18 protein-coding genes and 2 tRNA genes are annotated in these 25,696 nt (G+C 66.5%); 7 read left to right on the forward strand and 13 right to left on the reverse strand.

The window, feature by feature from the left end; genetic code table 11:
• Positions 1-28: 28 nt before the first annotated feature.
• Positions 29-101, forward strand: a tRNA-His gene (locus A5779_RS28140).
• Positions 102-164: 63 nt separating this feature from the next.
• On the opposite strand, the gene A5779_RS28145 is transcribed toward A5779_RS28140, so the two are convergent.
• From A5779_RS28145 to A5779_RS28155, 3 genes are all read right to left on the reverse strand, one after another.
• Positions 165-554 (reverse strand): hypothetical protein, encoded by a 390-nt coding sequence (locus tag A5779_RS28145; protein ID WP_131811705.1) that lies wholly within the window; start codon positions 552-554, stop codon positions 165-167.
• A 54-nt stretch (positions 555-608) separates the two neighbouring features.
• Positions 609-2,126: a PPE family protein gene (locus A5779_RS28150; RefSeq protein ID WP_064887045.1), complete on the reverse strand. Its 1,518-nt coding sequence runs from the start codon at positions 2,124-2,126 to the stop codon at positions 609-611.
• Positions 2,127-2,508: 382 nt separating this feature from the next.
• Entirely contained in the window at positions 2,509-3,288 is a 780-nt protein-coding gene (locus A5779_RS28155; RefSeq protein ID WP_064887026.1) for an SDR family oxidoreductase, read from the reverse strand.
• Positions 3,289-3,429: 141 nt separating this feature from the next.
• Between A5779_RS28155 and A5779_RS28160 the strand changes: the two genes are divergently transcribed.
• Complete coding sequence (locus A5779_RS28160; protein WP_064887027.1) at positions 3,430-4,131, forward strand: DUF899 family protein; 702 nt, start codon at positions 3,430-3,432, stop codon at positions 4,129-4,131.
• Entirely contained in the window at positions 4,128-4,622 is a 495-nt protein-coding gene (locus A5779_RS28165) for an SRPBCC family protein (protein WP_064887028.1), read from the forward strand. Before A5779_RS28160 ends, A5779_RS28165 begins: the two co-directional genes overlap by 4 nt.
• Here the strand turns inward: A5779_RS28165 and A5779_RS28170 are convergent, their stop codons facing one another.
• Together A5779_RS28170 and A5779_RS28175 are read right to left on the reverse strand one after the other, a co-directional pair.
• On the reverse strand, positions 4,623-4,985 hold the full coding sequence (locus A5779_RS28170) for a nuclear transport factor 2 family protein (RefSeq protein ID WP_064887029.1): 363 nt from the start codon (positions 4,983-4,985) through the stop codon (positions 4,623-4,625).
• An 85-nt stretch (positions 4,986-5,070) separates the two neighbouring features.
• Positions 5,071-6,291, reverse strand: coding sequence for a L,D-transpeptidase (locus A5779_RS28175; protein WP_064887030.1), 1,221 nt, complete (start codon positions 6,289-6,291; stop codon positions 5,071-5,073).
• A 147-nt stretch (positions 6,292-6,438) separates the two neighbouring features.
• Between A5779_RS28175 and A5779_RS28180 the strand changes: the two genes are divergently transcribed.
• Positions 6,439-6,514 (forward strand) — tRNA-Lys (locus tag A5779_RS28180).
• A gap of 71 nt (positions 6,515-6,585) precedes the next feature.
• On the opposite strand, the gene A5779_RS28185 is transcribed toward A5779_RS28180, so the two are convergent.
• A complete protein-coding gene (locus A5779_RS28185; protein ID WP_055115836.1) occupies positions 6,586-6,765 on the reverse strand; it encodes a hypothetical protein in 180 nt (59 codons plus the stop codon).
• 1,064 nt (positions 6,766-7,829) lie between these two features.
• A complete protein-coding gene (locus A5779_RS28190) occupies positions 7,830-8,057 on the reverse strand; it encodes a DUF3618 domain-containing protein (RefSeq protein WP_044524135.1) in 228 nt (75 codons plus the stop codon).
• A 105-nt stretch (positions 8,058-8,162) separates the two neighbouring features.
• Here A5779_RS28190 and bcp point away from each other — a divergent pair, with 105 nt between their 5' ends.
• A complete protein-coding gene (bcp, locus tag A5779_RS28195; protein WP_064887031.1) occupies positions 8,163-8,636 on the forward strand; it encodes a thioredoxin-dependent thiol peroxidase in 474 nt (157 codons plus the stop codon).
• 6 nt (positions 8,637-8,642) lie between these two features.
• Here bcp and A5779_RS28200 read toward each other — a convergent pair whose 3' ends face one another.
• The 5 genes from A5779_RS28200 to A5779_RS28220 all read right to left on the reverse strand — a co-directional run bounded on the left by A5779_RS28200 (position 8,643) and on the right by A5779_RS28220 (position 22,021).
• A complete protein-coding gene (locus tag A5779_RS28200; RefSeq protein ID WP_064887032.1) occupies positions 8,643-9,632 on the reverse strand; it encodes a calcium/sodium antiporter in 990 nt (329 codons plus the stop codon).
• Between the two features lie 6 nt (positions 9,633-9,638).
• A complete protein-coding gene (locus A5779_RS28205) occupies positions 9,639-10,967 on the reverse strand; it encodes a dipeptidase (RefSeq protein WP_064887033.1) in 1,329 nt (442 codons plus the stop codon).
• A gap of 101 nt (positions 10,968-11,068) precedes the next feature.
• On the reverse strand, positions 11,069-11,461 hold the full coding sequence (acpS, locus tag A5779_RS28210; protein WP_003880044.1) for a holo-ACP synthase AcpS: 393 nt from the start codon (positions 11,459-11,461) through the stop codon (positions 11,069-11,071).
• A 35-nt stretch (positions 11,462-11,496) separates the two neighbouring features.
• Positions 11,497-20,754, reverse strand: a complete 9,258-nt coding sequence (locus A5779_RS28215) for a type I polyketide synthase (RefSeq protein ID WP_064887034.1) — start codon at positions 20,752-20,754, stop codon at positions 11,497-11,499.
• 652 nt (positions 20,755-21,406) lie between these two features.
• Positions 21,407-22,021: a MerR family transcriptional regulator gene (locus A5779_RS28220; RefSeq protein ID WP_110777834.1), complete on the reverse strand. Its 615-nt coding sequence runs from the start codon at positions 22,019-22,021 to the stop codon at positions 21,407-21,409.
• 318 nt (positions 22,022-22,339) lie between these two features.
• Here A5779_RS28220 and A5779_RS28225 point away from each other — a divergent pair, with 318 nt between their 5' ends.
• A complete protein-coding gene (locus A5779_RS28225) occupies positions 22,340-23,608 on the forward strand; it encodes an MFS transporter (protein WP_064887036.1) in 1,269 nt (422 codons plus the stop codon).
• On the opposite strand, the gene A5779_RS28230 is transcribed toward A5779_RS28225, so the two are convergent.
• The gene (locus A5779_RS28230) at positions 23,593-24,813 is read right to left on the reverse strand and encodes a low temperature requirement protein A (protein ID WP_207549129.1); all 1,221 of its coding nucleotides are present in this window, start codon (positions 24,811-24,813) and stop codon (positions 23,593-23,595) included. The genes A5779_RS28225 and A5779_RS28230 overlap by 16 nt on opposite strands.
• 203 nt (positions 24,814-25,016) lie before the next feature.
• On the opposite strand from A5779_RS28230, the gene A5779_RS28235 reads away from it, so the two are divergent.
• On the forward strand, positions 25,017-25,604 hold the full coding sequence (locus A5779_RS28235) for an AfsR/SARP family transcriptional regulator (RefSeq protein ID WP_064887037.1): 588 nt from the start codon (positions 25,017-25,019) through the stop codon (positions 25,602-25,604).
• Positions 25,605-25,696: the final 92 nt, after the last annotated feature.

Genomic DNA, 25,696 nt, shown 5'->3' on the forward strand with positions numbered 1-25,696 from the left:
GCATACGCCGAAAGGCAGCGCGGCGATGGTGGCTGTAGTTCAGTTGGTAGAGCACCAGGTTGTGATCCTGGCTGTCGCGGGTTCGAGTCCCGTCAGCCACCCCGATATCGGGGACGCCGTCTGCGCAAGCAGGCGGCGTTTCTGGTTTCAGGCCTCGATGAGGCTCAACTCGGTTGTGGAAGCCATTCCAGTGGATGCAGGCAGAGCCACGCGCTGAACGCCAGCGTCGTCGCGGCGAACACCAGCACGGGGAGCCGGCTCAGCACATTTCGCCGCACTGCGATGACGACGAGGCCGAACATCACAGCCGCCTGAGCGTAGACCGCGAACGTCATAGGCCAACCGTCGTCGAAGACCCGCACCACCGGCCAGTAGAGCAGCAGGGCGAAAAACCCCACGTACAGTGCCGTCACGGCGGCAACGACCGACAGTCCGCCGATCATCAGAACCCTGGCCGCCACCTGGAGATCAGGCGCATCAGGGCCGTAGCGGCGCAACAGCCAACCGGCCAGAGTGCACACCAACGCACCTAGCAGCAACCAATCCCAACGCACGCACAGAGTCTGGCAGCTGCGTCAGCGGTGTTCGGCCGACACAGCCCCGCCGCCTCACTCCTTCGAGTCCGGATCCCAGGTGGATGGCAACAGTGGCACCGTCGAACCGTCGCCGAACTCGGCGCCGCCCAGCGTCGCCAAGCCGGTTGTCGTCGCTTCCGGCTTGTCGAGCACTCCGGAAAAGCCCAGCGGCCCCGCACCGCGGCCCGAGGCCGTCGGTGACGTCTCCGGTGCGGTGTTCCCGTCCGGATCAGCTTGCAGGTCCATGTATTCGTAGCCGTGGCCCTTCTCGCGCATCGCTGCGCGGCGCCTGCGGCGGGCCCGGGCCTCGCGGGCTGTTTCGCCGGCAGCGGCCGCAGCGGCATCGGGTTCGGTGGCCTTCCTCTTAGCGCCGGCCGCGGCGTCGGCCCGCGCCGCAGCCGGGACGGCGGCGCCCGGCGCGCCGATCAGATAGGGCGGGAAGAATCCCGGTCCACCACCCGGAGCAGCCGAGGGCACCGATGCGGAGGCGACGGGTGCCGACGCCGACGCGCCGGTCGAGGGGGCCGCGGGAGCCGACGGCGCAGCCGAAGCCGGCGTCCCGCTCGTTACCGTCGATGCGCCCCCGGCCGCCGGCCATGATTCAGGATCGGCGCCGGCCGGAATTTCCGCGCCGACCAAGGCGGGCGGCTGGATTGCCGCCAGGCCGGTGATCGCCCACCCCAGGTTGGCAATCACGACACTCAGGGCGGGCTGGATCAGGGCCGGGGACAACTGAACGACGACCTGCAGCAGCTGGGCCGCATGGAAAGCCATGTCGGCCAACACCATAGGTAAATTGGTCAACAACGCGGCAGGGTCGTTCAGCAGGTTGTCGATCAGCAAGCCGATGTTCTCGATCTGCTCGTGGCCGACTTCCAGCCACCACCGCGGGTCGAGCGGGCTCAGGTCACCGTGGCCATGGTCATCGTGGTCATGATCGTGGTCGCCGTCATGATCGTGATCGTAGTCGCCGTCATGGTCATGGTCATGATCGTCGTCGTGTTCGTGGTCGTCCTCGTGGTCGTGGTCGTCGTGCAGGATCCGCGGCGCCGCCGGGGTGGATGGCGCGGATGCCACAGACGTCTCGGAGACCCCTTGATAGACGGTCATCGTCGTCGCAGCCTGAATCCACATCCGCACGTAGTCGGCCTCGTTCACCGCGATCGGGATGGTGTTGATCCCAAAGAAGTTCGTGGACACCAGAACCGCCTGCCGAGCATGGTTGGCGGCCAGCTCGGCCAGGGTGGGCATCGCTGCCAATGCACTGGTGTAAGCCGCGGCCGCGGTTTCATGCTGGACAGCGATCGCCGAGCTGTCGGCGCTGACCTGCTGCAACCACGCCAGGTACGGAAGGTGAGCAGCCACGTACTGTTCGGCACTCGGACCCTGCCATGCTCCTGCTTGCACCGCACCCAACACTGCAGCGAGTTCTGTTGCCACCGAGGCATATTCGACACTCAAGGACGACCATGCGCCGGCCGCGGCCAACATCGCACCAGGACCCGGGCCGCTGGTCAGCAACGCTGAATGCACCTCTGGCGGTGAGGCCATCCATACCGCGACCACGAGAAACCCTCCCTGTAGACCATCTACCCGAAGGGTCCAAGTTATTGAATACGATTGTCGTTATCAATCAATCCATTTGAAACTCATAGAAAGCCGTCCGGAAGCAGCTTCAAGGTCTGCAGGATCGCCACGGCACCGTGCCGAGAACGGCGAGATCTACTACCCGGCGTGTCGCTCGGGCACAGCGATGAACCCGCCGACGAAGGCTACGAAGACATGGCATCGCGGACATCATGCGTCGCGGAGTGCACAGCGCAGGCACACAAAGGACCCCAAAGGCCTTGTGGCCGAACGGCCCTCACACCCTTCGAGGTATCGCAGCGACCGGAGTCACCGGCCGCGAGATCGCGTTGCGGGCTACCGCGGACTACTTCGTCGCGTCGACCGCGTCCGTCTTCTTCCTGATCCGCGGCGCCAGTTGCACGATCTCGGGCACCACGGTCGGATTCTCGTAGGCGGTGGTCACCAGCGACACCAGGGTGTTGGCGACGTCGCCCAGGGCCGACATCCGGGCCGGCAGGGCGCCCTGGGCCACCCACGTCTTGACCAATTGGTCCAGCAGGTCGCGGTCCGCACCGCGCAGGATCTCGGTGTCGTCGGTGGGGCCGACGCCCACCCGAATCAGCGACAGCTCGGGATGCTCGATGCGCCAGGAGTTCAGGATCTCGTCGAGCGCGGCCTTGCTCGCGCTGTATGCCGCCACACCGGCCCGCGGACGGCCCACGTCATAGCTCGACGCGACCAGCACCACACCGTTCTCGGACAGCCGCGGTGTCGCCGCCCGCAATACGTTGTTGGCACCCACCGTGTTGACGCTGAACGCGTGCAACCAGGTGGCGACGTCGGTGTCCTCGATGTAGGCGAAGGGGATCACGGTGCTGGTGAACACCACGGCGTCCAGGCCGCCGAGCGCGTCCGCTGCCTCGTTGACCACGCGACTGATGGCCGAGGAGTCTTCGACGTCGAGCTCGAAGGCAAATCCGCCGATGGCGTCTGCCAGGGAATTCAGCAGATCGACGCGTCGCGCGGCGACGGTGACCTTGGCGCCGCGTTCGGTGGCACTGACCGCAACAGCGTGGCCGATGCCCGAGGAAGCACCGACGACGAGGAGACGCAGCCCTGCTGCGTCGGCTCGCTGACCGCTCATTCTGGATCAACCTCCATGGTTCATCTCAAGGTGTTAGGTCACCCTTCGCTCGTCGGACATTACCGGGTGCGATGAATTCCGGACGCTCGGTGGGTCCACTTAAGAGAACGAGATTCTCCGAGCAGCAGTCAGGAGCCCTTCATGACGACAGGAAAACCGCCGATAGTCGACCAGCAGGCGTGGCGCACCGCGCTCGACGACCTGCGGCGCCGAGAGAAGGCCGCCACCCGGGAACTGGACGCGATCGCCGCCGCACGCCGCCGGCTGCCGATGGTGGAGCTGCCCGAGTACACACTGATCGGTGCCGACGGCCCGGTGCGCCTGGCCGATGTATTCGACGGACGCGCTCAGTTGATCACCTACCACCACATGTGGACCGACGGTGCCGAATGGCAGTGCGGCGGCTGCACCGGCTTCACGTCGCAGTTCACGCGTCTCGACTTTCTGGACAACTACGACGCCCGCTTCGTCATCGTCACCAACGGGCCCATAGAGGAGGCGCTGGCGTACCGCGAGAAAGTCGGCAACCGCATGGACTGGTTCTCCGCATCGGAGAGCTCCTTCGGGTCCGACGTCGACGCCGCGCCTGGCGAAGGCTTCGCGGTCAACGTGTTCTTTTGTGCGACCGCGCCATCGGGTGAAAAAACCGTCTACCGCACCTGGCACACCAATGGCCGTGGCACCGAACAACTCAGCCACTCGTTCGCGCTGATCGATCTGCTGCCGTGGGGCCGGCAGGAACAATGGCAGGACTCCCCCGACGGCTGGCCCAAACAGCCGACCTACTCGGGCTGGCTCGACAGCCCCGACATCGCCCAGCTGTATGGAAAGGACTCCCTGTGACTTCATCTACCGACACGACGGCAACCGACAGCCAGCGCTACGTCGTCACCCGCACCATCTCCGCCTCCCCTGCGCAGGTGTTCGCCGTCCTGGCCAACCCGGCCCGGCATTGCGACACCGAGCCCGGCGACTGGGTGCGCGACGCGATCGACCCCGAACAGATCACCGGGACCGGCCAGATCTTCGCGGTCAACATGTTCCTGCCGGCGGCCGGTGGCCACTACGTCATGCACAACCTGGTGACCGAGTTCGAGCAGGACCGGACCATCGCCTGGTTGCCCGGCCAGCTCGACGAGCAGGGCCACCATGCGCCCGGTGGCTGGTGGTGGCGGTACGACCTGGCCCCCAACGGGGACCAGACCGACGTCACCCTCACCTACGACTGGACCGACACCCCGCAGAGCTTCCGCGACCAGATCGGCGGGATGCCACCGTTCGGGTCCGAATTCCTCGACGAATCGCTTGCGGCACTGGATCGTTCATCGAATTAGTCAGGCCGGCACCTGATCCAGGAACCCGAGCACGGTCTGGATCCGGCCCTCGTCGTCAGTGGCGAGTACGTCGAATCCGACCACGATCGGGTCGGCGTCGCGCGGACCGAGCCCCCACTGGAAACGCGCCTGCCGGTGGTGGGTGTCGGGCCCGCTGACGAGGGTGAACACGAATCCCGGAAACTGGGAGTGGACCGCTTCGATGGCGGCGGACACCCCGTCGTGTCCGCTCACCTCAGCCAGCGGATCGGTGTAGGTGGCGCCGGCCGACCAGTGCCGTTCCAACAAGGCCCGTCGGTCGGCGGCATCGGTGGCATTCCAGGTACTGAGGTACGCGGTGACGGTGTCGTTGAGCTCGGCCATTTCGCCTCTTTCACGGTAATCGACTGGGACTCAGCCAGATTCACCGACTCGAAGCGAGATGTCGATTACCGCAGGGGTAATCGGGTCAGGTACTGGCGTTGCCGGTGCGCCACTGGTCCCACGGGATGTTCCAGTCCCCCAGGCCCTCAGTGCCCGGCAACACCGAGCCCACGGTGTTGACGACCTCGACGATGTCGCCGCGTTTGGTGTTCTCGTAGAACCACCTGGCGTTCGCGGTGCTGACATTGAGGCAGCCATGGCTGACGTTGCTGTAACCCTGGCTGCCGACCGACCACGGGGCGCCGTGCACGTAGATGCCGCTGTAGGACATCTGGGTCGCGAAGTCGACCTCGGTGCGATAGCCGTTCGGCGAGTTGACCGGCACCCCATAGGTGGAGGAATCCATCACCATGTGGTCGAAACGGTCGCCGACGATGTAGACGCCGTTGTTGGTCGGAGAACTGTTCTTACCCATGGAGATCGGCATGGCCTTGACGACCTCGCCGTTGCGCCGGACGGTCAGTGTCTTGGTGGTGTCGTCGGCCTGCGCGATCACCTCATCGCCGATCGTGAAGTGGGTCGTGACATTGCCCTGACCGAACAATCCATCGCCCAACTCGACACCGTAGGTGTTGACCGTGACGTCCACCGAGGTGCCGGGCTTCCAGTATTTCGCGGGGCGCCAACGTACTTCGCGGTTGTTGAGCCAGTAGAACGCACCTTCGACAGGCGGATCGGTCTTGACGGTGACGGCACGTTGGGCAGCCAGTCGATCGGAGATGTTCTCGTCGAACCGGATTGCCACCGGTTGCCCCACCCCGACCACTTCCCCGTTGTTCGGCAGGACGTACGGCATCGTCAAGTTGGCCGGGGAGTGCGTCTCGAACCGCAGTCTGCGGTTGGCGACGCCACCGAGGCCCAGAGACTGCGCGTTGAGGGTGTACTGCTCGTTGTAGTCGAGTGGGTCGGTGGTGGACCATGTCAGCCCGTCGGCACTGAACTTGCCTGCGACGCTGGCGCCTTCTTCGTTGGTCATGGTGACGCCGCCGAGCACACCATTCTCCGCGCTCACCGTGACCGGCGCGTCGACGGTTACGCCGACGGCGCCATCGGTCACCGAAGCGTTGACTCTGGGCACCAACAAATCGCCGTAGGGAGTGCCCTTGTCAGTGATCACCGGAGTCGGCCCCTGTGGGTCTTCACCCCCGCACGCGGTAAGCCCCAACATCATTGCCGGCACCATGGCAACCACTGCCCGCCGGAACACACCCCGATACGGACGGGTCACCGTCTGGGCCTGCCCCATGGTCGTCCTACCCCTCGCACGGTCGATAGCAAATTCTTGGCAATAGTCTAAGGGTTCCGGCCGGATCGGGCCGACCAGAAGCGCGTCACAGGCCCGCCACCAGCGGATTTCACTGTTGAGAGAAACTCCTGTTATTGTCTCTCTCGCGCGCCGTTAGCTCAGTTGGTAGAGCAGCTGACTCTTAATCAGCGGGTCCGGGGTTCGAAACCCTGACGGCGCACCAACCAAAAACCCTGCCTCGGCAGGGTTTTTGCGTTTCAGGGTTTCGGCGTTACCGGGATTGCTCATCGCCTGTCAGGCTCGGTACCTCTCGGCCAGTCGGTCGCCGATGCTGGGTTCAGCCTCTTCCAACAACATCTCCACGGCCCCGGCCAGATGTGCGGCCGCATAGCCGTGATCCCGGTACTGCTCGCTCTTGAAGCGGTCGAGCTCCCTGCGCAGATCGCCCAGGGTCTCGTCGCTCACATGCGCCATATGGCTACCTCCCGTCGGTGTGACCACGGCCCACATCGCCTTACAGAAGTTCGACATGAGCCATTGGGTGTCGTCAGCGAATCCCGACGATGAGCCCGCCGGGATCGGCTCGACCGGCGATAGCCCATGCAGCGATCCTGGCAAACGGAAAATAAGTTAGCTGCAACGCAATACCCCCTTGTCACACGATTGTCCCGTGTTGCGGTCGGGATCAATACCCAGGGTCGCCTCCCCGATCCTGACCCGACGTCGACCTTAGCTGGACACCTATGCACTAGCAACCGGTTCGACAAGAAAGAGCCGTTCCCGCCCTGCTATGCAGCAGATTTCAGCTATCGCGCCCGCTCGACACCGAGTTGCACAGAGCCCCGGCGATTATCAGACCGATACGTGTTTGCCAATCGTTTTCCCCACCAAATCAGCGTGGATCAGGACAGAACGGCTGACCACGCGTCACGCGACGCCAACATGCCAGCAAACTTTTCTGTGAACCGATCCGATTCCATCCCGCGCTACGCAGCCACTCTCCATCTGCCACCAGAGGGCCCGGCCGAATTTGCGGTGAACGGTACCCGTAACAGCCAGAGGCCCGTCGGCGACATACTTCGATAATGTGCTGATAACCGTGACGCAACCCGGCGAGTCGCGGCAACACTCTGCCGTTGACGTAGTCGTAAGTTACTGCTTAGAATCCAACTCCAGCGCTTCCGCTGGTCAGACGCCAGAAACCGTGTTAATCTCAAGTTAGCTGATTAATTGCGATCCGGTACCGCGTGGCGATTGCGCCAAGATGAGGGGTGTTAGCTGATGCCTGCCGTAGGTGGCGCCGATCCCACAGCTGCATCGACTGCCGCATTTGTTGCTGCGAACCAGCCCGTCATGGTGTATACGTGCAACCGCCTGGGCCGGATCGCCAATCCCCCGAGTTTCTCGTTGGCGGACTGGCTCCTGTTCCGCCGCCGCTGAGCGGCGAATGGGCCGAAGCCGCTGAGCGGCGAATGGGCCTGAGCCGCTGAACGCAGCATCTCCGCAGGGCGCACAACGCGCGCCCTGCGGATCTACACTCAGCGCCGCTTGATCCGTCGCACGACGACGAACACCACCAGCACTCCTGCACCGGCCAATGACGCCGTCACGGCGGGCTTCTTGATGAAGCCGATCACAGCCGACTTGAAATCGTCGGCCAGGCGCTGCGGGTTGGCCCGCTCTGCCAGGGAGTCGACAGTCACCGCCAGCTGATCGCGAGCCTGATCGATATCCCGCTTGATGCTCTCCGGGTCCCGGTTCGCCACTGTTTGCTCCTCCAAGCCGCTCCATGTCGTGCTGCCCTGCCGCACTACCCTAGATCAGCCGGCGCCGTGACGACGGAACCGGTCGACAAGAAGGGATACCCACGAATGCCGCAAACCCCGCGCCTCGAGGTGGGAGACACCGCCCCCGCTTTCAGCCTGCCCGATGCCGACGGCAACGTCGTCAAGCTCTCCGACTACAAGGGCCGCAAGGTCATCGTGTACTTCTACCCCGCGGCATCGACACCCGGCTGCACCAAGCAGGCGTGCGATTTCCGGGACAGCCTCGCCGAGCTCAACGGCGCCGGCCTCGATGTCATCGGTATCTCCCCCGACAAGCCGGAGAAGCTCGCCAAGTTCCGCGACAAGGAGGAACTCACCTTCCCGTTGCTGTCCGATCCGGACCGTGAGGTGTTGACGGCCTGGGGCGCTTTCGGCGAAAAGACCATGTACGGCAAGACCGTTCAGGGTGTGATCCGGTCGACGTTCCTCGTCGACGAGAAGGGCAAGATCGCCGTCGCGCAGTACAACGTGCGGGCCACCGGCCACGTCGCCAAGTTGCGCCGCGACCTGTCGGTCTGACACTGGTCACAACTGGGTCGTCAGCAGGAACATCAGGTAGCCGAGGTAGGCCGCGATCATCGCGGCCCCCTCCGCTCGGTGCACCCGCCGGCCCGAGACGAAGATCGGGATGCAGGCCAGGCTCGCCGCGACCATCAGTGGGATGTCGATCCACACGAGGTTGTGTGTCAGCTCCAGCCCGTGCGCGGGTACCAGGCACGTGATGCCCAGGATCAGCAGGATGTTGTAGACACTGCTGCCAAGTAGGTTGCCCACTGCGATGTCGCGTTCGCCGCGCACCGTCGAGACGATCGTCGTGACCAACTCCGGGGCCGAGGTTCCGATCGCCACGACGGTCAGGCCGATGAGCGCGTCCGACACCCCGAATCCGCGGGCGATCCCCACCGCCCCACCTACCAGCCATTCGGCCCCGAGAATCACCACGGCGATACCGCTTACCGTCATGACCGTATCCTGAAGTGCGCCGCCGCCAAGCGGTTTCGCCGCGGCACTGCTTGCCTGTCCCGACGGGAAGGCTTCGGCGTACCCGGCCACAGTTGCCCGGCTCTCCCGCCGCGACATCCGGATCAGCACAGCGGTGTACACGATGGCTCCAGACACCAGGATCAGCCCGTCCACGCGCGACAGCACGCCGTTGACGGCCAACACCCAGAGCAGGACCGCGGCTCCCGCCATCACTGGCAGGTCGAAGCGCAAGGTGCGCTGTTGGATCGCCAGCGGACGGATCAATGCACTGAGCCCGAGGATGAACAAGATGTTGACGACGTTGGTGCCGGCGATGTTGCCGACGGCCAGTTCGCCGCTGCCAGTGGTCGCGGCGGTGATGCCGACAGCCAGCTCGGGAAGACTGGTGCCGATCGACACCACGGTCAGACCGATCAGGATCGGGCTGATTCCCAGGCGCGCAGCAAGTTTCGCACCGCCGCGGACCATCACCTCCGCGCCGATCGCCAAGGCGATCAGGCCGACGACGAACCAGCCGACGCTGCTGGCCATCTCGGGCTAACTGCCCAGTGCCTCGAGCAGTAACGCTTCGGCCGTCGCCGCTTTCTCAAGCACCCCGAGATGCAGGCTTTCGTTCACGCTGTGCGCCTGGGTTCCCGGGTCCTCCACGCCGGTCACCAGAATCGTCGCGGCCGGGAAGGCTTCGGCGAACTCGGCGATGAAGGGAATTGATCCGCCCATACCCATGTCCACCGGGTCGGTGCCCCAGGCGGTCCGGAACGCCGTGCGGGCCGCGTCGTACACCGCACCGGAGGAATCGATCGCGTAGGGCTGGCCGACATCGCCGCGAGTCACGATGACCTGGGCTCCCCAGGGCACATGGGTCTCGAGGTGACGGGTCAACGCCTCCAGATGCGCGTGGGCGTCACCGCCGGGCGCGACCCGCATGCTGATCTTGGCGCGGGCCCGCGGGATCAGCGTGTTCGACGACTTGTCGATGGATGTGGTGTCGATGCCGATGACGGTGATCGCGGGTTTGGCCCACATGCGTTGCACCACTGAGCCGGAACCGATTTCGGCCACCCCCTCCAGCAGTCCGGATTCCTCGCGGACCCAGTGGGCGCCACGGTCGACGTCGGCAGCGGTGGCCTCGTGCAGGCCGGCGACCGCGACGTTTCCGTCGTCGTCATGCAGGCTGGCCAGCAACCGCACCAGCACGCTCAACGCATCCGGCACCACCCCACCCCACAGGCCCGAATGCAGGCCATGGTCCAGGGTGGCCACCTCGACCACACAGTCGGCCAGGCCACGCAGGGTCACGGTCAGCGCCGGGATCTCGGTGCTCCAGTTGTCGGAGTCGGCGATGACGATGACGTCGGCGGCCAGTGCTTCCTTGTGGGCAGCCAGGAGTGCACCCAGTGACGGAGAACCGGATTCCTCCTCGCCTTCGACGAATACCGTGACGCCGACCGGAGGCTTGCCGTCGAACGCCCGGATGGCCGCCAGATGGGTTGCGATACCGGCCTTGTCGTCGGCGGTGCCGCGGCCGTAGAGCCGGCCGTCACGTTCGGTGGGCTCGAACGGTGCGGAATCCCACTGGGCCGGATCCCCTTCAGGCTGCACGTCATGGTGGGCGTACAGCAGCACCGTCGGGGCTCCCGCAGGTGGCGGGTAATGCGCGATGACGGCGGGCGCACCGCCTTCGCTGACGATGCGGACCTCAGGAAAGCCTGTCTCGGCCAACAGCTTTGCGACGGCCTCGGCGCTGCGGTGCACCTCATCACGGCGGGCCGGGTCGGCCCACACCGACTGGATACGTACCAGATCCTCCAGATCCGACCGCACCGACGGCAACACCTGCTGAACCCGCGCCACGACGTCACTCATGCTGACGACACTAGCCGCACTCTCGAATGCTGCGAACGTGCACGAAGTGCCGCTCGATCACGGCGTGTCTGGCAGCAGACACGCACGCTCGCGGAGCAACGCTAGAGCTCCTCGATGATCGCCACCGCGGCGGCGGTGTCGGCCTCGTGGGTGAGCGAGACGTGAATGGTCACGGTTTCGAGGTGCTTGGCGATCTCGCCGGACAGCCGCACCTTGGGCCGACCCCACATGTCGGTGACCACCTCGATATCGCGGTGGATCCCCTCCGGCAGGGCCGGCCGCTTGGAGAACCGTGAGCTGGACCAGGCCTTGATCACAGCTTCCTTGGCCGCCCACCGGGCCGCCAGGTGCCGGGCCGCCGACGAACTCTTGTCCGCGGCGTCCCGGCGCTCACCCGGCGTGAACGTCTCGGCGAATACGGTTCCCGGCCGGTCCACCTGCTCGGCGAAATCAGGTATGGAAACCACATCGATGCCTATGCCCATAATCGCCATGGAAGCGAACCTAGCTCACCTGTCCGTGCCCGCACTCACCGCACATAGAGATCGTCCTCACCGAGCCGGGCGTCTGCGTTCAGCAACATCGCGGCTTCCTGACGCTTCTCCGGCACATCGTGGTCGAAGCGGCGGTCGGCGGGCTTCTCGTACATGGGACGCCCGCCGGCGATCGCTCCGGCCAGGCGGCGCTGACCGGCCAGCGTGCGCTGCTCGGCCCGCTTGCGGTACTCGTCGCGCTCGACCGGATCCAGCGACGCGATGAAGGCCTCCGGATGCACCAGGGCAACCAGACCTGACACGTGACCGAACCCGAGGCTGGTGATCAGACCGGCCTTGAGCGGGAACTTCCCGCGCAGGTCGAGGGTCTCGCGCACCCAGACGAAGTGGCCGGAGGTGGCCAGCTCGTCGTCGACGCAGTCCAGGCTGCGGTTCGGCGGGATGACGCCGTCGCGCAGGATCTGGCACAGACCCATCATCTGGAACACCGCCGCACCGCCCTTGGCGTGTCCGGTCAGCGTCTTCTGGCTGACGATGAACAGCGGGTTGCCCGCCGAGCGACCCATCGAGTCGGCCAGCCGCTCGTGCAGCTCGGTCTCGTTGGGATCGTTGGCCAGCGTCGAGGTGTCGTGCTTGGAGATCACCGCGATGTCGTCGGCGCCGACACCCAGCTTGGCCAGCGAGCGGGCCAGCTGCGAGTCCTTGCCGCCACGTCCGGCGCCCAGGGCGCCCAGGCCCGGAGCCGGGATCGAGGTGTGCACACCGTCGGCGAAGCTCTGTGCGTAGCCGACGACGGCCAGCACCGGCAGACCCATCTTGGCGGCCAGATCACCGCGAGCCAGCAGGATGGTGCCACCGCCCTGGGCTTCCAGGAAGCCGAGGCGACGACGGTCGTTGGCGCGGGAGAACTTCGAGTCGCTGATGCCCTTGGCCCGCATCATCTCGGTGTCGGCGGTGGCCGCCATGTCACCGAAGCCGATGATGGCTTCCAGGGTCAGATCGTCGAAGCCGCCGGCGATCACCAGGTCGGCCTTGCCGAGGCGGATCTTGTCCACACCCTCCTCGACCGAGACGGCCGCGGTGGCGCAGGCGCCGACCGGATGGACCATCGCGCCGTAGCCGCCGACATAGCTCTGCATGACGTGTGCCGCAACGACGTTGGGCAGCACCTCCTGCAGGATGTCGTTCGGCTTCGCCCGGCCCAGCAGGTTGCCGTGGTACATGGTCTGCATAGAGGTCATGCCGCCCATGCCGGTGCCCTGCGTGGAGGCCACCAGGCTCGGGTGAACCCAACGCATCAGCTCGGTCGGGGTGAAGCCCGAGGAAAGGAACGCGTCGACGGTGGCGACGATGTTCCACAGCGCAACCCGGTCGATCGAGTTGGCCATGTCCGGGGTGATGCCCCACACCGTCGGGTCGAAGCCCGTCGGGATCTGGGCACCGACCGTGCGCGACAGCTTGGTCTTGCGCGGAACTCGAATCTCGGTGCCCGCCTTGCGGATCACCTGCCAGTCACTGGATTCGGGAACCGGCCGGGCCACTGTGTGCTCGGGGTCGAAGGACACGAACGCCCGAGCGTCGGCCTCACTGGAGACGACGAACGAGAAGTCCTTGTCCAGGAACACGCTGACCAGCAGCGGCGAGGCGTGATCGGGATCGATCGCACCGTCGTCGACGAATTCGCGGATGCCGCAACGCTCTACGACAGCGTCGTGGTAGCGCTCCACGATCTCCGATTCGGGCACCAGGTCACCGGTGGTGGTGTCATACCAGCCGGCCTTGGGATCGTCTTCCCACTTGACCAGACCGGTCGTCCAGGCCAGTTCCAGCACACCGGCCGCCGACAACTCGCCGGAGACCTCCATCTCGAAGCGGGTACGCGACGAGCCGTACGGCCCGAGCTCGGCACCACCGACGATGACCACCAGGTCGGCCGGGTCGACATCGAGGTCGGCCCACTCCGGCGCGGGCGCCGGGTTGTGTCCGCGCGGCGGGGACGGCAGCGCCGCAACGGTGTTGCTACCACCCTCCTCCTCGGATTCGGCTGCGGCACTGGACATGTCCTCGCGAGCCTTGGCAGCCAACTCAGCCATGTCGATCTTGATGTCGCCGAGACCGCCAGTCAGGTCGGCCTTGATCGGCGCGTTGGCCGCGGCCACCTTGGACTCCACCGTGCACAGGTTCAGCAGCATGGCCGCCATCTCCGCGGTGCTGTAGGTGGTGACGCCGGCCTCCTCGACCGCGCTGACAATGGCGTCGTTGTGACCCATCAGCCCGGTGCCCTTGGTCCAGCCGATCAGCGCGTGCGCGAGGCTGACCCGCTCGGCCCACGAGCTTTCCGCGCTCCAGCGGTTCACCAGCGCGTCGAGCGCCGACTTGGATTCGCCGTACGCGCCGTCGCCGCCGAACATGCCGCGGTTGGGCGAGCCCGGCAGCACCACATGCAGGCGCGAGGCGATGTCACGCTCGGCGCCGATCGTCGACAGCCCGCCGATGAGCCGCTGCACGGCCCACAGCAGGACCTTCATCTCCATCTCGGCGCGTGAACCCGCTTCGGAGAGGTCCCCGGCCACGCGCGGCGCGGCGAACGGGAACAGCAGCGTCGGGGTCTGCGCATCCTTCAGGTGGATCGACTGCGGCCCAAGGCTTTCGATCTGCTCGCTACCGACCCACTCGACCAGCTTGTCGATGTCGGAGTAGGACGCCATGTTGGCCGGGACCACCCACAGGGTGGCGCCGAAGCGGGCGTTCTCGCGGTAGAGCTTCTTGTAGAACGCCAGCCGGTCGTCGTCCAGACGCGAGGTGGTGGCGATGACGGTGGCACCGCCGTCGAGCAGCTGCCCGACGACCGATGAGGCGATGGAGCCCTTCGACGCACCGGTCACCACGGCGACCTCGTTGGTGTAGCGACCCTTGCCCGGGTTTTCAGCACCGGCCGCGATGCGACCGAACAACGACGCGTGGATGGTGCGACCGGCGGCGAGCGCCTTGCCTTGCCACCAATTCGCCTGCGTGGCAACGGCATGCCCGGCACCCTCGAACCGCTCCGACAGGTGCGGCCAGTCGGCGTCGATCTCGCCCTCGTCGGCCAGCCACAGCTTGACCAGGTCCTCACGTGCGCTGGCCCAGCGGTCGTCGAACACGACAGCCTTCTTGGCATCGAACGCGGGAGCCACCAATCGCGGCCAGTCCGAACCGAGTTCGGTGGTGACCAGGTCGATCAGCTCGGCATCGGTGGCGGCCTCGGGGGCGCCCACGGGAGCATCCAGACCAAGCTGACCCAGGATCGTGCGCGCGGCCGAGGCCAGCACACCGTCGGCACCGGTGACCTTCTCGGCGAACTCGTTCAGCGCGGCCGAATCGACCACGCCGCCACCGGCGCCACCGCCGGCCGAGGGCAGGCTCACGGGCACACCCCGACGGGCACCCACCGCGGCGACCGCGGCATCGATGACCTTGTCGACGTCAGCGGCACTCGCGAGCGCGCCCGGATGCAGACCACCCAGATCTCCGCCGCGAACACTGCTGCCCTCGCGGGTGCCCATGGCCACCTCGACGGTGACGTGCTTGGCCCAGCCCGGACCGAGCTCCCAGGTCTTGGTGACCCGCTCGGCGATGTAGCCCGGGCGCTTGCCCGACGGGCCGAAGACCGTGCGCAGCTGATCGTTGATGGCGTCCGAGAGCACCGGACCGAACGGCTTGTAGGTCCGGGCCAGCTTGCTGACCTGTCCCTTGAGCGCACCCAGATCCGCTTCGGCCGCACCGTCGATGGCGCCCAGGTTCAGCTCGGAACCCAGATCGACCAGCAGCTGGTTGCGACGCGAGGACGCACCGTCGGTGATGGACTCGATGGAGTCCAGCGCCTCGATCTGGTCGATACGCATCTTGGCGCTCAGTGCGATGAGACCCACTGTGGCGTCGGCCGCGTCGAACGTGATGTCGTCGGGCCGCGGGCCACCGGACGGAGCCGCCGGGGCGGCTGCCGGTGCCGGGGCGGCCTCGGCCGCAGGTGCGGCGTCAGCGGACGGGCTTGCCGAGACCTCTTCAGCCTCCGGCTCCGGCTCCGGATCGGTGTCGCTGGCGAACAGCACCGCGGCATCGCGCTCGGCGTTGAGTACCTCGACGGTGCTGTGGGCGTATTCGGGCAGCTTGAGCGTGTTGGTGGCCAGACCGGCGACGGTCGGCGCGTTTTTCACGCCGATCTCGACGAACCGCTCCACCCCGAGTCCGCCTGCGGCCTCTTCGATGAACAGCAGGTCCTGCGTCTCGATCCAGCGCACCGGGCTGGCGAACTGCCAGGCCAGGAGCTCGATGACAATCTTGCGGCACAACTCGATCGGACGCTCGTTACGCCAGGTGTCGTAGTCGGCGAGGATCTCGTCGAGCGGCTCGGCCGGCACCAGATCCCGGATCTCCTGGATGAAGTCGCGGTCCAGCGTGAACGGCCGGGGCACCAGGTTCGGGATGTAGCGGCCGACGACCAACTCCGGGTCGCGGTCGCGCGGCAGGACGCGTTCCAGGCTGCGCCGGAAATCGTCCACGCCCACCCGCAGCACGCTGGAGTGGAACGGCACATCGATGCCGGGCACCAGGATGAACGACCGCTTGCCGCCGCTGATCTCGCGACGACGCTCGACCTCTTCCTCCAACGCCTCCAGACCGCGCACCGTTCCGGCGATCGCGTACTGCGAACCACGCAGGTTGAAGTTCACGATCTGCAGGAATTCACCTGTGCGCTCGGCGATCTCGGCGACGAAGGTCTCGACGTCATCATCGGCGAGGTCGATCTGCGACGGCCGGATCGCGGCCAGCCGGTAGTTGGACCGGCCCCGCTCGTCACGCGGCACGATGTCGTGCATCTTGGAGCCGCGGTGGAACACCGCCTCCAGCAGACCTTCGAGCTCGATCACCCCGGAAACGCAAGCCAGCGCGGTGTATTCACCGACGGAGTGGCCGCAGGCGATCGCCCCTTCGACGAACGCACCCTGCTCGCGCATCTCGGCAACCTGGGCCGCGGCCGTCGTGGCCATGGCGACCTGGGTGAACTGTGTCAGGTACAGCACGCCCTCTGGGTGCTCATAATGCACACCGGAGGCGATCAGCGACGTCGGGTTGTCGCGGACCACGTGCAGCACCGAGAAACCGAGCGTCTCGCGGGTGAACTTGTCGGCCTTGTCCCACACCTTGCGGGCGGCCTTGGACCGGGCCCGGACCTCCATGCCCATGCCCTTGGACTGGATGCCCTGGCCGGGGAACGCATACACGGTCTTGGGTGCGGCCAGGCGTGCGGTCGCAGCCATCACCAGCTCGGAGCCGATGCGGGCCTGAACCTCGACAACCTCTGCGCCGACGTCGATTCCGACCCGGTCGACCCGGAAGTCGACCTCGTCGCCCGGCTTGACCATGCCCAGGAAGCGGGCGGTCCAGCCGACCAGCTTCGCCGGCGGAATCGGCTTGCCGTCGGTGGCGGTGACGACGTGCTGTGCAGCAGCCGACAGCCACATGCCGTGCACGATGGGCGATTCCAGACCGGCCAGCAGTGCGGCGGCCCGGTCGGTGTGGATCGGGTTGTGGTCACCGGAGACCACGGCGAACGGCCGCATGTCCACGGGCGCGCCGACCGTGACGTCGCGACGGCGACGACGCGGGGTGTCGGTGGCGTTGTCCGAGATCGCGCCGCCGGCTCGAACCGGGTCGGTCAGCTCGGCCTCGCCGGTGCGGCCGCGGATCGCGAACCGCTCCTCGAGCTTGGCCAGCTCGGTGCCATCTGCACTGGTCACGGTCACCGAAACCGGCACAACGCGGCCGACTTCGGTGTCATGTGCGGCCGAAGCCGTTGCGGTGACGGTCAATTCGGCAGGCTCGGTCGGCAGCGCCGACAACAGGTGCGCGGCGTGGTCCAGGTGCACCAGGCTCAGCAGACCCTCGACGACCGGGAACCCGGAGTCGGTGGCGGCGGAACCGATCGCGGCGAAGACCGCGGGCCAGCAGCGGCCGACCAGCGCGTCGGGGACGACGGTGAGCGTCGGCGCCAACGGGGCACCGAACGTGGCGGTGACGCCGGTGTGGTCGGCGACCTGCTCGGGGTTCCAGGCGACGGTGACCGTTGCGGCCCCGTCGACGACGGGAGGCAGGGCGTCCGGCCCGTCGACGCCGGCGGCGATGGCGAGCACCGAGCGCATCGCGGTCGCCGCGTCCTCGACCTCGACGACGGGTGCGCCGCCGCTGCGGACGGCGTCGGTCAGGGTGAACCGGATGTCGATCCAGGTACCCGACAGCGGCACCGACAGCACCACGTGCTGATCGTCGGCCACCTCAAGCCGCGCACCCGTGGAAGGGTGTGCGGCCGAACGGTTCTCAGATCCTTCACGCACCTGCCAGTCGGCCGGCGCCGCGATCCGGTGCACCGGGTTGACCGAGGTGCGCCCAGCCCACAACACGTCGGGGGCGTCGAGCAGCACGGCCAAGGGGCCGGTCACGTCGTCGCGGCCCTGACGGCGCGACAGCACGGCCTGCGGCTGCGTACCGGCGGCCAGCGCCTCGTCGACAGCGGTCTGCTCGAAGCGGTCCAGCAGTTCACCGACGGGCTCGTCGACCCGGGTGATACCGGCCACCGCTTCGGTACCGGGGATGACGCAGACCTGATCGGCCGCGTAGCGCGCATCGTGGGCCTGCCACAGTGAGTCACTGCGCCACCAGCGGCGCACGTCCTTGTCGATCACCGGGACGAAGTTGACCGGCTTGCCCAGCGTCTTGCACAGCTCGACGAAGAACGGCACGTCGGCCGGGTGCAGCTGCACCGAAGCGGCGTCCGGGTAGGCCGAAACCAGCGCGGCCAGAGCGGCCTTCGGGTCCTCCAGCAGCGCCTCGCCGTCGCCGGCGGCATCGAACAGCGTCTCGATGGGGCCGAAATCCTGCGCACTCAAACGCGCTTCGGCGCGCTTGAGCATCTGCTCGAAGCGATCGCGCCAGGTCACGTCCAGCCACGGCGAGTGGTCGCGCTTGGTGTCGGCGGTGCTGTTGCCCTCGCCGATCGCCAGCTCGATGTAGCGACGCAACCACTGCAGGTAGGTCATGTCGGCGACGTCACCGAAGTACGGCTTGGCGGTGTCGGCCATCGCGGCGATGATCTCGTCGCGGCGGGCGGCCACCGCATCGGCGTCACCGGCCACCTCGTCGAGCAGCCGGCCGCAACGCGACGCGGTGTTGTCGATCTCGTGGATGTCGGCGCCGAGCTGGCTGCGCCCGGAGGCCATGCCGCCCGAGGCCTTGCCGGCCCCAACCCATGCGTCGGTGCCCTTGGTGTCCACCAGCAGCTGCTTGACCTGCGGGCTCGTGGTCGCCTCAAGGGTGGCCATGGCGGCGGTACCGACCAGGATGCCGTCGATCGGCATCAGCGGGTAGCCGTGGGCGGCCGACCAGCGGCCGGACAGGTACTCGGCGGACCGCTCGGGGGTGCCGATGCCGCCGCCGACGCAGATGGTGATGTTGGACCGGCTGCGCAGCTCGGAGTAGGTGGCCAGCAGCAGGTCGTCGAGGTCCTCCCACGAGTGGTGGCCACCCGCGCGGCCGCCCTCGATGTGGACGATCACCGGCTTGGTGGGCACCTCGGCCGCGATCCGGATGACCGAGCGGATCTGCTCGACGGTGCCCGGCTTGAACACCACGTGGCTGATGCCGAGGTCGTTGAGTTCACCGATCAGCTCGACGGCCTCTTCGAGGTCCGGGATGCCGGCACTGACGATGACGCCGTCGATCGGCGCGCCGGACTGGCGGGCGCGCTGCACCAGACGCTTGCCGCCGACCTGCAGCTTCCACAGGTACGGATCAAGGAACAAGGTGTTGAACTGGATGGCCCGGCCGGGCTCCAACAGCTCACCCAGTTCGGCGATGCGATCGTTGAAGATCGGCTCGGTGACCTGTCCGCCACCGGCGAGTTCGGCCCAGTGGCCGGCGTTTGCTGCGGCCGCGACGATCTTGGCGTCCACTGTGGTGGGCGTCATACCGGCAAGCAGGATCGGCGAACGCCCGGTCAGACGGGTGAACTTGGTCGAGAGCTTGACCGAACCGTCGGGCAGGCTGACCACGGTCGGGGCGTAGCTGGACCACGGGCGGGCCACCTCGGGCACCGCGCCGATGGTGAACAGGTTGCGCTGGCCACCGCGGGTTGCGGCGGGCACGATCCCGATGCCGAGTCCGCGGACCACCGGGGCGGTCAGGCGGGTCAGGATGTCGCCGGGGCCGAGGTCGAGAATCCATCGAGCGCCGGCGTCGCTGATCTCGGTGATCTCGTCGACCCAGTCCACCTGGCTGACCAGGATGGACTCGGCCATCGCGCGGGCGAGTTCGACGTCGATGCCGACGGCCTCGGCCCAGCGGGCGACGATCTCGATGCCGTCGGCCAGACGCGGAGTGTGGAAACCGACCTCGACCTGCACCGCGTCGAAGACCGGGGCGAAGACGGCACCGCCGCGGACTTTGCTCTTGCGCTCGGCCTCTTCCTTCTCAGCGATCTGGTTGCAGTACAGCTCGAACCGCGACAGCTGCTCGGGTGTGCCGGTGATCACAACGGAACGCCGGCCGTTGCGGATGGACAGTACCGGGGGCAGCACGGTGCGCACGTCCTGGCTGAACTCTTCGAGCAGCTCGTAGATGCGCTCGGGCTCGGCATTGGTCACCGACACCATCGGCGGGCGGTCACCCAGCACGGTGATCCCACGACGACGGGCGACCAGCGTGCCAGCTGCACCGATCAGCTGCGCCAGCGCCAGCAGCTGCACGTCCTTGGAGCCCTTGGCGGCCAGGGCCTCGACGGCCAGCACACCCTGGGAGTGACCAGCGACAGCCACCGGCGGGGTGGCGGCCAGGTCCATGCCCTGACGGGCCAGTGCCCGCACGGCGGCGATCTGGGTGAGTAGGACGCCGGGCACCGACACCGCGGCAGACGTCAGCTGCTTGTCAGAGGGCACCGGCTCCTCGGCGGCCAGCGCACGGACCCACTGCAGGGGCTCGAACCCGATGGGCCGGACCACGACGAGCTCGGCGGCCACGGGCTCGAGCAACAGCTCGGCCTCGCCGGCCAAGGTCGCCAGTTCGGCCTCGATACCGGCCGAGGACACCAACTCCTCAAGAGTCTCCAGCCAGGCGCTGCCCTGGCCGCCAAAGGCGACAGCGTAGGGCTCACCGGCGCTCAGCCGGTCCACGAGAGCGTGGGTGGAGTCAGCCTGCCGACCGTCGGATCCTGAGTCGTCGTTGCGACCGGCGGACACCCGGTCGTGTTCATAGATCGTCACTGGCGCTATCTCCTCGGTGCTGCTGTGGTTCTGCGGTGAATGGTGTCGCGTGTGGCTGTCGCGTGCGGTCTTGGGTATCTGTCTGCATGTCTGGGGCGGTGTGGCTGCCCGGCGACAGGCCCACGGCGATTCAGCGTCGAATCAGGCGAGGAACGCGGTGCCGCCGGAGCCCTCCGGACGGTGTCACGCACATTCCCGCCGTACTAAGAGTGTCATAAGAGGTGGCGGGCTTTTTCCGCCCAGATTGGTTACTGGCGAGTTCTACGCATGGGTAACCGCCGGTAACGTAACGCCGCGTCGAGTGGCGCCCAAAGACATTCGGGACAAACGTCCTGTTGGCAGGTGGTTACGGTCGAGTAGGGATAACTGCGCAGATCAAGGCAGTATTGTTATCGAATCGTTATCTAAATTTTCCGCCGCATCCAGGCTCGCGAACCGGCCGCGAACCAGCAGACAATCGGGCCGATTCTGTCTAGCGAATCACACGCACCCGAGCCGAAAGTTTGCTGGAATATCTTACTCACCGGTAACTATTCAGTCTCGCTGACCTCAGTCCCGCCGACCGAATCTCGGCTTCAGGACGTGGTTGATGTCCACTCCGACGCCTCGGACATTGGGCGACCCGCCATCACCGTTGGCTGTGGGTGGACGATCACTCAGCGGTGGCCGCGCCCGCACGCAGGGCCTGGCCCACCCCGGCCGAGACCACCGCCCGGGCCAGTTCGGGCAGGCCCGCATCCGAAGGACCCTCCTGACATTCAGCGACAGCAGCGGCAGCAGACTCGGCCAGACGATGGATCGCCGGTCCTGTCACCCGGGCGAGGTGGGCCATGCTGCGGACGAGGCGCCGATGGTCCTCGGTGCCGTTGATGAGCGCGGCCAAGGCGGGATCGGTCACCTCGACAGCACCGTCCACGATGCGTACCAACCCGAACTCCACAAGCGTGTGGACGTCAGCTCCCGCCGGGTCCACGTTCAAAACCAGCGTCGACGGCCGGCACCAGTCCGAGGCCCGAATCCCCAAGGCGTCGGCCAGATCCTTGCCGCCGCGCAACGCCACGAAGAATTCGGCGATGTGTGCCGAGTTGAAACCCTTGGCCAGTAGCTGGCTGATCGCTGTCAGCTGATCCAGGTGCCGCTCGCCGTAATACGCCGAGCGCCCGACGCGCCGCGGCGAATCGAGCAACCCGCGTTCCCGATAAGCGCGGATATTGCGAGCGCTGACGCCGGAAATGCGCGCCAGGTCTTCAAGACGGTACTCAGCCAAGCCGGCGTCCTCCGCGTCGGTTTGAACAGCGATTCATGCCGACACCCTACTCCCCAGTTATTGGTGCGAGCGAATTCGCAGCTCCAGCATTCCATCACCCGATGGCAGGATCGTCAGCGCGATCAGCTGCGGATATGCCCTACACCCTCCCTCAAGTCGTACATGAGAGTGCATTTTCAGCCAACTTGGTGAATCGGTGGAAAACCGGGTTGGAGGCGAAATTCACAACGGCGACAAACAGGCCCTGTCGCTCCGACGCCTACGGTGAGAGACCATGTACCCCTGCCCTGCGAAACACATTTGACGAAAGGTGCCCGCGTGCGTCCCTGGATCGTTTGGGCCACCGGGCTACTCGCGTACATCATCGCCGTTCTCGACCGCACCACGCTCGGCGTCTCGGGCCTGCAGGCAGCCGACAGGTTTGCCGCGAGTCCGAGTGTCCTGTCCACATTCGTGGTGTTACAGGTGATCGTCTACGCCGCGGCACAGGTTCCCGCCGGACTACTGTTGGACCGCTTCGGTTCCCGAGTTCTCATCGTCTGCGGGGCCGCGCTGATGACCGCCGGGCAGCTCGTGCTCGCGCTCAGCGAGTCGTTACCGGCCGCCATCGGTGCACGGGCAATCGTCGGCCTCGGCGACGCACTGACCTTCATCTCGGTTCTCCGCCTGGTGCCCCACTGGTTCGAGCCGGCTCGGGTCCCGTTGGTGGCCCAGTTGACCGGCATCTGCGGCCAGCTAGGCCAGGTGCTCTCCGCGGTCCCGTTCCTGGCGATTCTCACCGGTAGGGGTTGGACGCCCGCGTATCTGTCGGTCGCCGCATTCGGCCTGGTGGTGATCGTGTTGGCACTGGCGCTGATCCGCAACACACCGCACGGTTCGGCGATGACGCCCGAGCCGATCTCGATGCACACCACCATGTCTCGCATCAAGACCGTCTGGCTCCGACCCGGCACCCGGCTCGGGTTCTTCACCCACATGGGCACCCAGTTCTCGGTGACGGTCTTCGCGTTGATGTGGGGGGTGCCCTATCTCACCGTGGCGCAGGGGCTTTCGGAGACAGCGGCGGGGTCGCTGCTGACCGTCTCGGTGGTGGCCGCCATCTCCGCCGGGATCATGATCGGTATCTTCACCGGGCGCCATCCACACCGCAGGTCGCGCCTCGTGCTCTGGATCATCGCCAGTAACGCCTTGGTGTGGACCGTAGTGCTGGCCCTGCCCGGCCCGGCGCCGGTGTGGTTGTTGGTGGTGCTCATCGTGGTCATCTCGGTGGGCGGCCCCGGGTCGATGGTCGGCTTCGACTTCGCCCGCACGTTCAATCCGAGTCACAACCTCGGCACCGCGCAGGGCATGGTGAACATGGGCGGTTTCCTGGCGGCACTGCTGGTGATGCAGGCCATGGGACTGATCCTGTCCGGCACCGACAGCTACTCGTTCGCCTCGTTCCGCGTGGCATGGTCCGTCCAGTACGCGGTGTGGGTCCTCGCCACCATCGGAATCCTGATCACCCGCCACAAGACGCGCCGCCTACTGGCTGCCGAGCAGGAACGAATGCTGTTGGAAAGCTTCGAAACTCACCCCGGTCGATGAATGTCCAGACGCCGACTGACGATCGCCGCGGCATGCCGGTGCCCGACGGCCTCGAACCCGACGACGACAACCACGGGAGCCGCGGTGACGATCAACAGACACACCGCCATCGACGTTCCGGATGCGGCCAGCGCCACCGCAGCCACCAGCGCAGCCCCGGCCAGCACCAGCAACAGCGCGTGGAGCAGATCGGTCTCGCCCACCAGACATGAGTAGATGACGAACATCGACAACAGGTAGATGCCCACCGGGATGGCCACCGCCAGCACGGTGCCGACGGAATCCAGCTTCGACTGGCCGTCGACGTAGTAGGCGGCCACATGGAGTCCGGCGCCAGTCGCGACGATGGCACCGAACACTGCCACGTGCAGATAGCCGTACCAGAACGACAGTTGGCGCCTGGCGTGCAGCAACTCGCCGGCCGGAATCAGGAAATACACCCACCACATACCGAAGGTCAGGCCGGTGCCTGCAGCCACCAGCAGGATGGCGTCGGTGGACCAGCCGTGCTCCCCCACCGCTGCCGTCAACGACGCCACGGTGCCGACCACACCTTCGCCCAGCGCGATGATCGCGAGCAGTCCGTATCGTTCCGCGACGTGGTGGGCGTGCCATGGCGTGCCTCCCATGCGCCGCTCGGCCAGCAGCGGACCGCTGATCTCCACCAGCACCAGCCCCAGCGCGGTGACGAAGAAGACCGGAACCGAGGTCTCCACGAAGATCTGGACGATCCAGCCGATCTGGGCGACGACGACCGCACAGGCGTACGTCAGGCAGGCGGACCGATGTTGTCGATCCTGCGCAGCAGCCCGTAACCACTGCCCCACCAGAGCAATTCGCATCACCACATAACCGGCCACCAGTACCGAGTTGTCGACGTGCCCACCGTGTTCGACGGACGCGAACATCGCCGGTATGCCGAGCGAGAGGATGATGACGCCGACCATCTGCAGCATCGTCATCACGCGGTATACCCAGTCGTCGGTGTCATAGGCGGACGCGAACCAGGTGAAGTTCATCCACGCCCACCAGACCGCGAATGCAGCGAAGGCAAAGCCCACCAGACCAGCCGACACATGCCCCTCGGCCATCAGGTGCGCGAACTGTGAGGCGGCCACCCCGAAGGCGATGACGAACGTCAGGTCGAACAGCAATTCCAACGGACTCGCCACCCGGTGCTGCTCGTGCGGGTCGCGTCCGGACATCCTGCTCAGGCGGTGGGATTGAACCGGGTTAGGCGTTTCTTCGTTCAACCTGATGTGTCCCTTTCTCCCCACGCTTTCCCGCAATTCCATCGCATCCGGGCGCAGGACAGTGGATTGCCGACGGCGTGGTGGGCAGAAACTCACCGAAATACAAGTAGTCGACTACTGATGCCAGGGCTCCGGCCTCACTCGAGGATGTATATATGTCCAAGCAATTCAGGCTGAACCTCCTCGGCGAGTTCGCCGTGTATCGAGACACGGAACCGCTGGTGTTGCCGCCCTCGTGTCGCCGGTTGGTGGCGCTCGCCGCGGTGAAGCGCCGTGAGCTGCACCGCAGCTGGGTCTGCGACTTGCTGTGGCCGGGCAGCCCTCCGCACAAGGCGGTGTCCTCGCTACGTTCTGCGCTGTGGCGGTTACGACCGCTGGGCGCCGATGCGTTGCTCGTCGTGCGACACCAGTACGTCACCCTGGCGCCCGAGGTGACCGTCGACTGGCACGAAGCGGTCGCCCTGCACGAGGCGCTGACCATGATCGAAGGACGGCCGGTGCCTGCGGGCGCTCATCCGACACTGCATCGACTGGTGCGCAGCGGTGACCTGCTCGAAGGCTGGACCGATCCCTGGTGCAAGACCGAGCGTGACCGCTACCGCGCCATCCAGCAGTCTGTTCGGGACATCCCCGACAGCGCCGTGCCGAGGCAGGTAACGCACTACGCAGTCGGTGGCTCTGCGCTCCGTCCAGCCGCCCGCGGGGACCTCCGCCACAGCGACAACGCATGGTGCCGGCCATGAGTGCGTTGCTGCTGGGCCTCATCGCGGTCAGCGCATTCGCGACCGCATTGGCGGTGCACGAGCTGCAGACGTGGCTGGAGCGGTGGGAGTAC

The sequence above is a fragment of the Mycolicibacterium peregrinum genome, assembly GCF_001665625.1.
Taxonomy (GTDB): Bacteria; Actinomycetota; Actinomycetes; order Mycobacteriales; family Mycobacteriaceae; genus Mycobacterium; species Mycobacterium peregrinum_B.

What these genes read in the sequence shown, in the direction of transcription:
- A5779_RS28150 (WP_064887045.1), bottom strand. Translation starts at nt 2,126, where the DNA reads ATGGCCTCACCGCCAGAGGTGCATTCAGCGTTGCTGACCAGCGGCCCG.
- A5779_RS28155 (WP_064887026.1), bottom strand. Translation starts at nt 3,288, where the DNA reads ATGAGCGGTCAGCGAGCCGACGCAGCAGGGCTGCGTCTCCTCGTCGTC.
- A5779_RS28160 (WP_064887027.1), top strand. Translation starts at nt 3,430, where the DNA reads ATGACGACAGGAAAACCGCCGATAGTCGACCAGCAGGCGTGGCGCACC.
- A5779_RS28170 (WP_064887029.1), bottom strand. Translation starts at nt 4,985, where the DNA reads ATGGCCGAGCTCAACGACACCGTCACCGCGTACCTCAGTACCTGGAAT.
- A5779_RS28175 (WP_064887030.1), bottom strand. Translation starts at nt 6,291, where the DNA reads ATGGGGCAGGCCCAGACGGTGACCCGTCCGTATCGGGGTGTGTTCCGG.
- A5779_RS28185 (WP_055115836.1), bottom strand. Translation starts at nt 6,765, where the DNA reads ATGGCGCATGTGAGCGACGAGACCCTGGGCGATCTGCGCAGGGAGCTC.
- bcp (WP_064887031.1), top strand. Translation starts at nt 8,163, where the DNA reads ATGCCGCAAACCCCGCGCCTCGAGGTGGGAGACACCGCCCCCGCTTTC.
- A5779_RS28200 (WP_064887032.1), bottom strand. Translation starts at nt 9,632, where the DNA reads ATGGCCAGCAGCGTCGGCTGGTTCGTCGTCGGCCTGATCGCCTTGGCG.
- A5779_RS28205 (WP_064887033.1), bottom strand. Translation starts at nt 10,967, where the DNA reads ATGAGTGACGTCGTGGCGCGGGTTCAGCAGGTGTTGCCGTCGGTGCGG.
- acpS (WP_003880044.1), bottom strand. Translation starts at nt 11,461, where the DNA reads ATGGCGATTATGGGCATAGGCATCGATGTGGTTTCCATACCTGATTTC.
- A5779_RS28230 (WP_207549129.1), bottom strand. Translation starts at nt 24,813, where the DNA reads ATGTCCGGACGCGACCCGCACGAGCAGCACCGGGTGGCGAGTCCGTTG.
- A5779_RS28235 (WP_064887037.1), top strand. Translation starts at nt 25,017, where the DNA reads ATGTCCAAGCAATTCAGGCTGAACCTCCTCGGCGAGTTCGCCGTGTAT.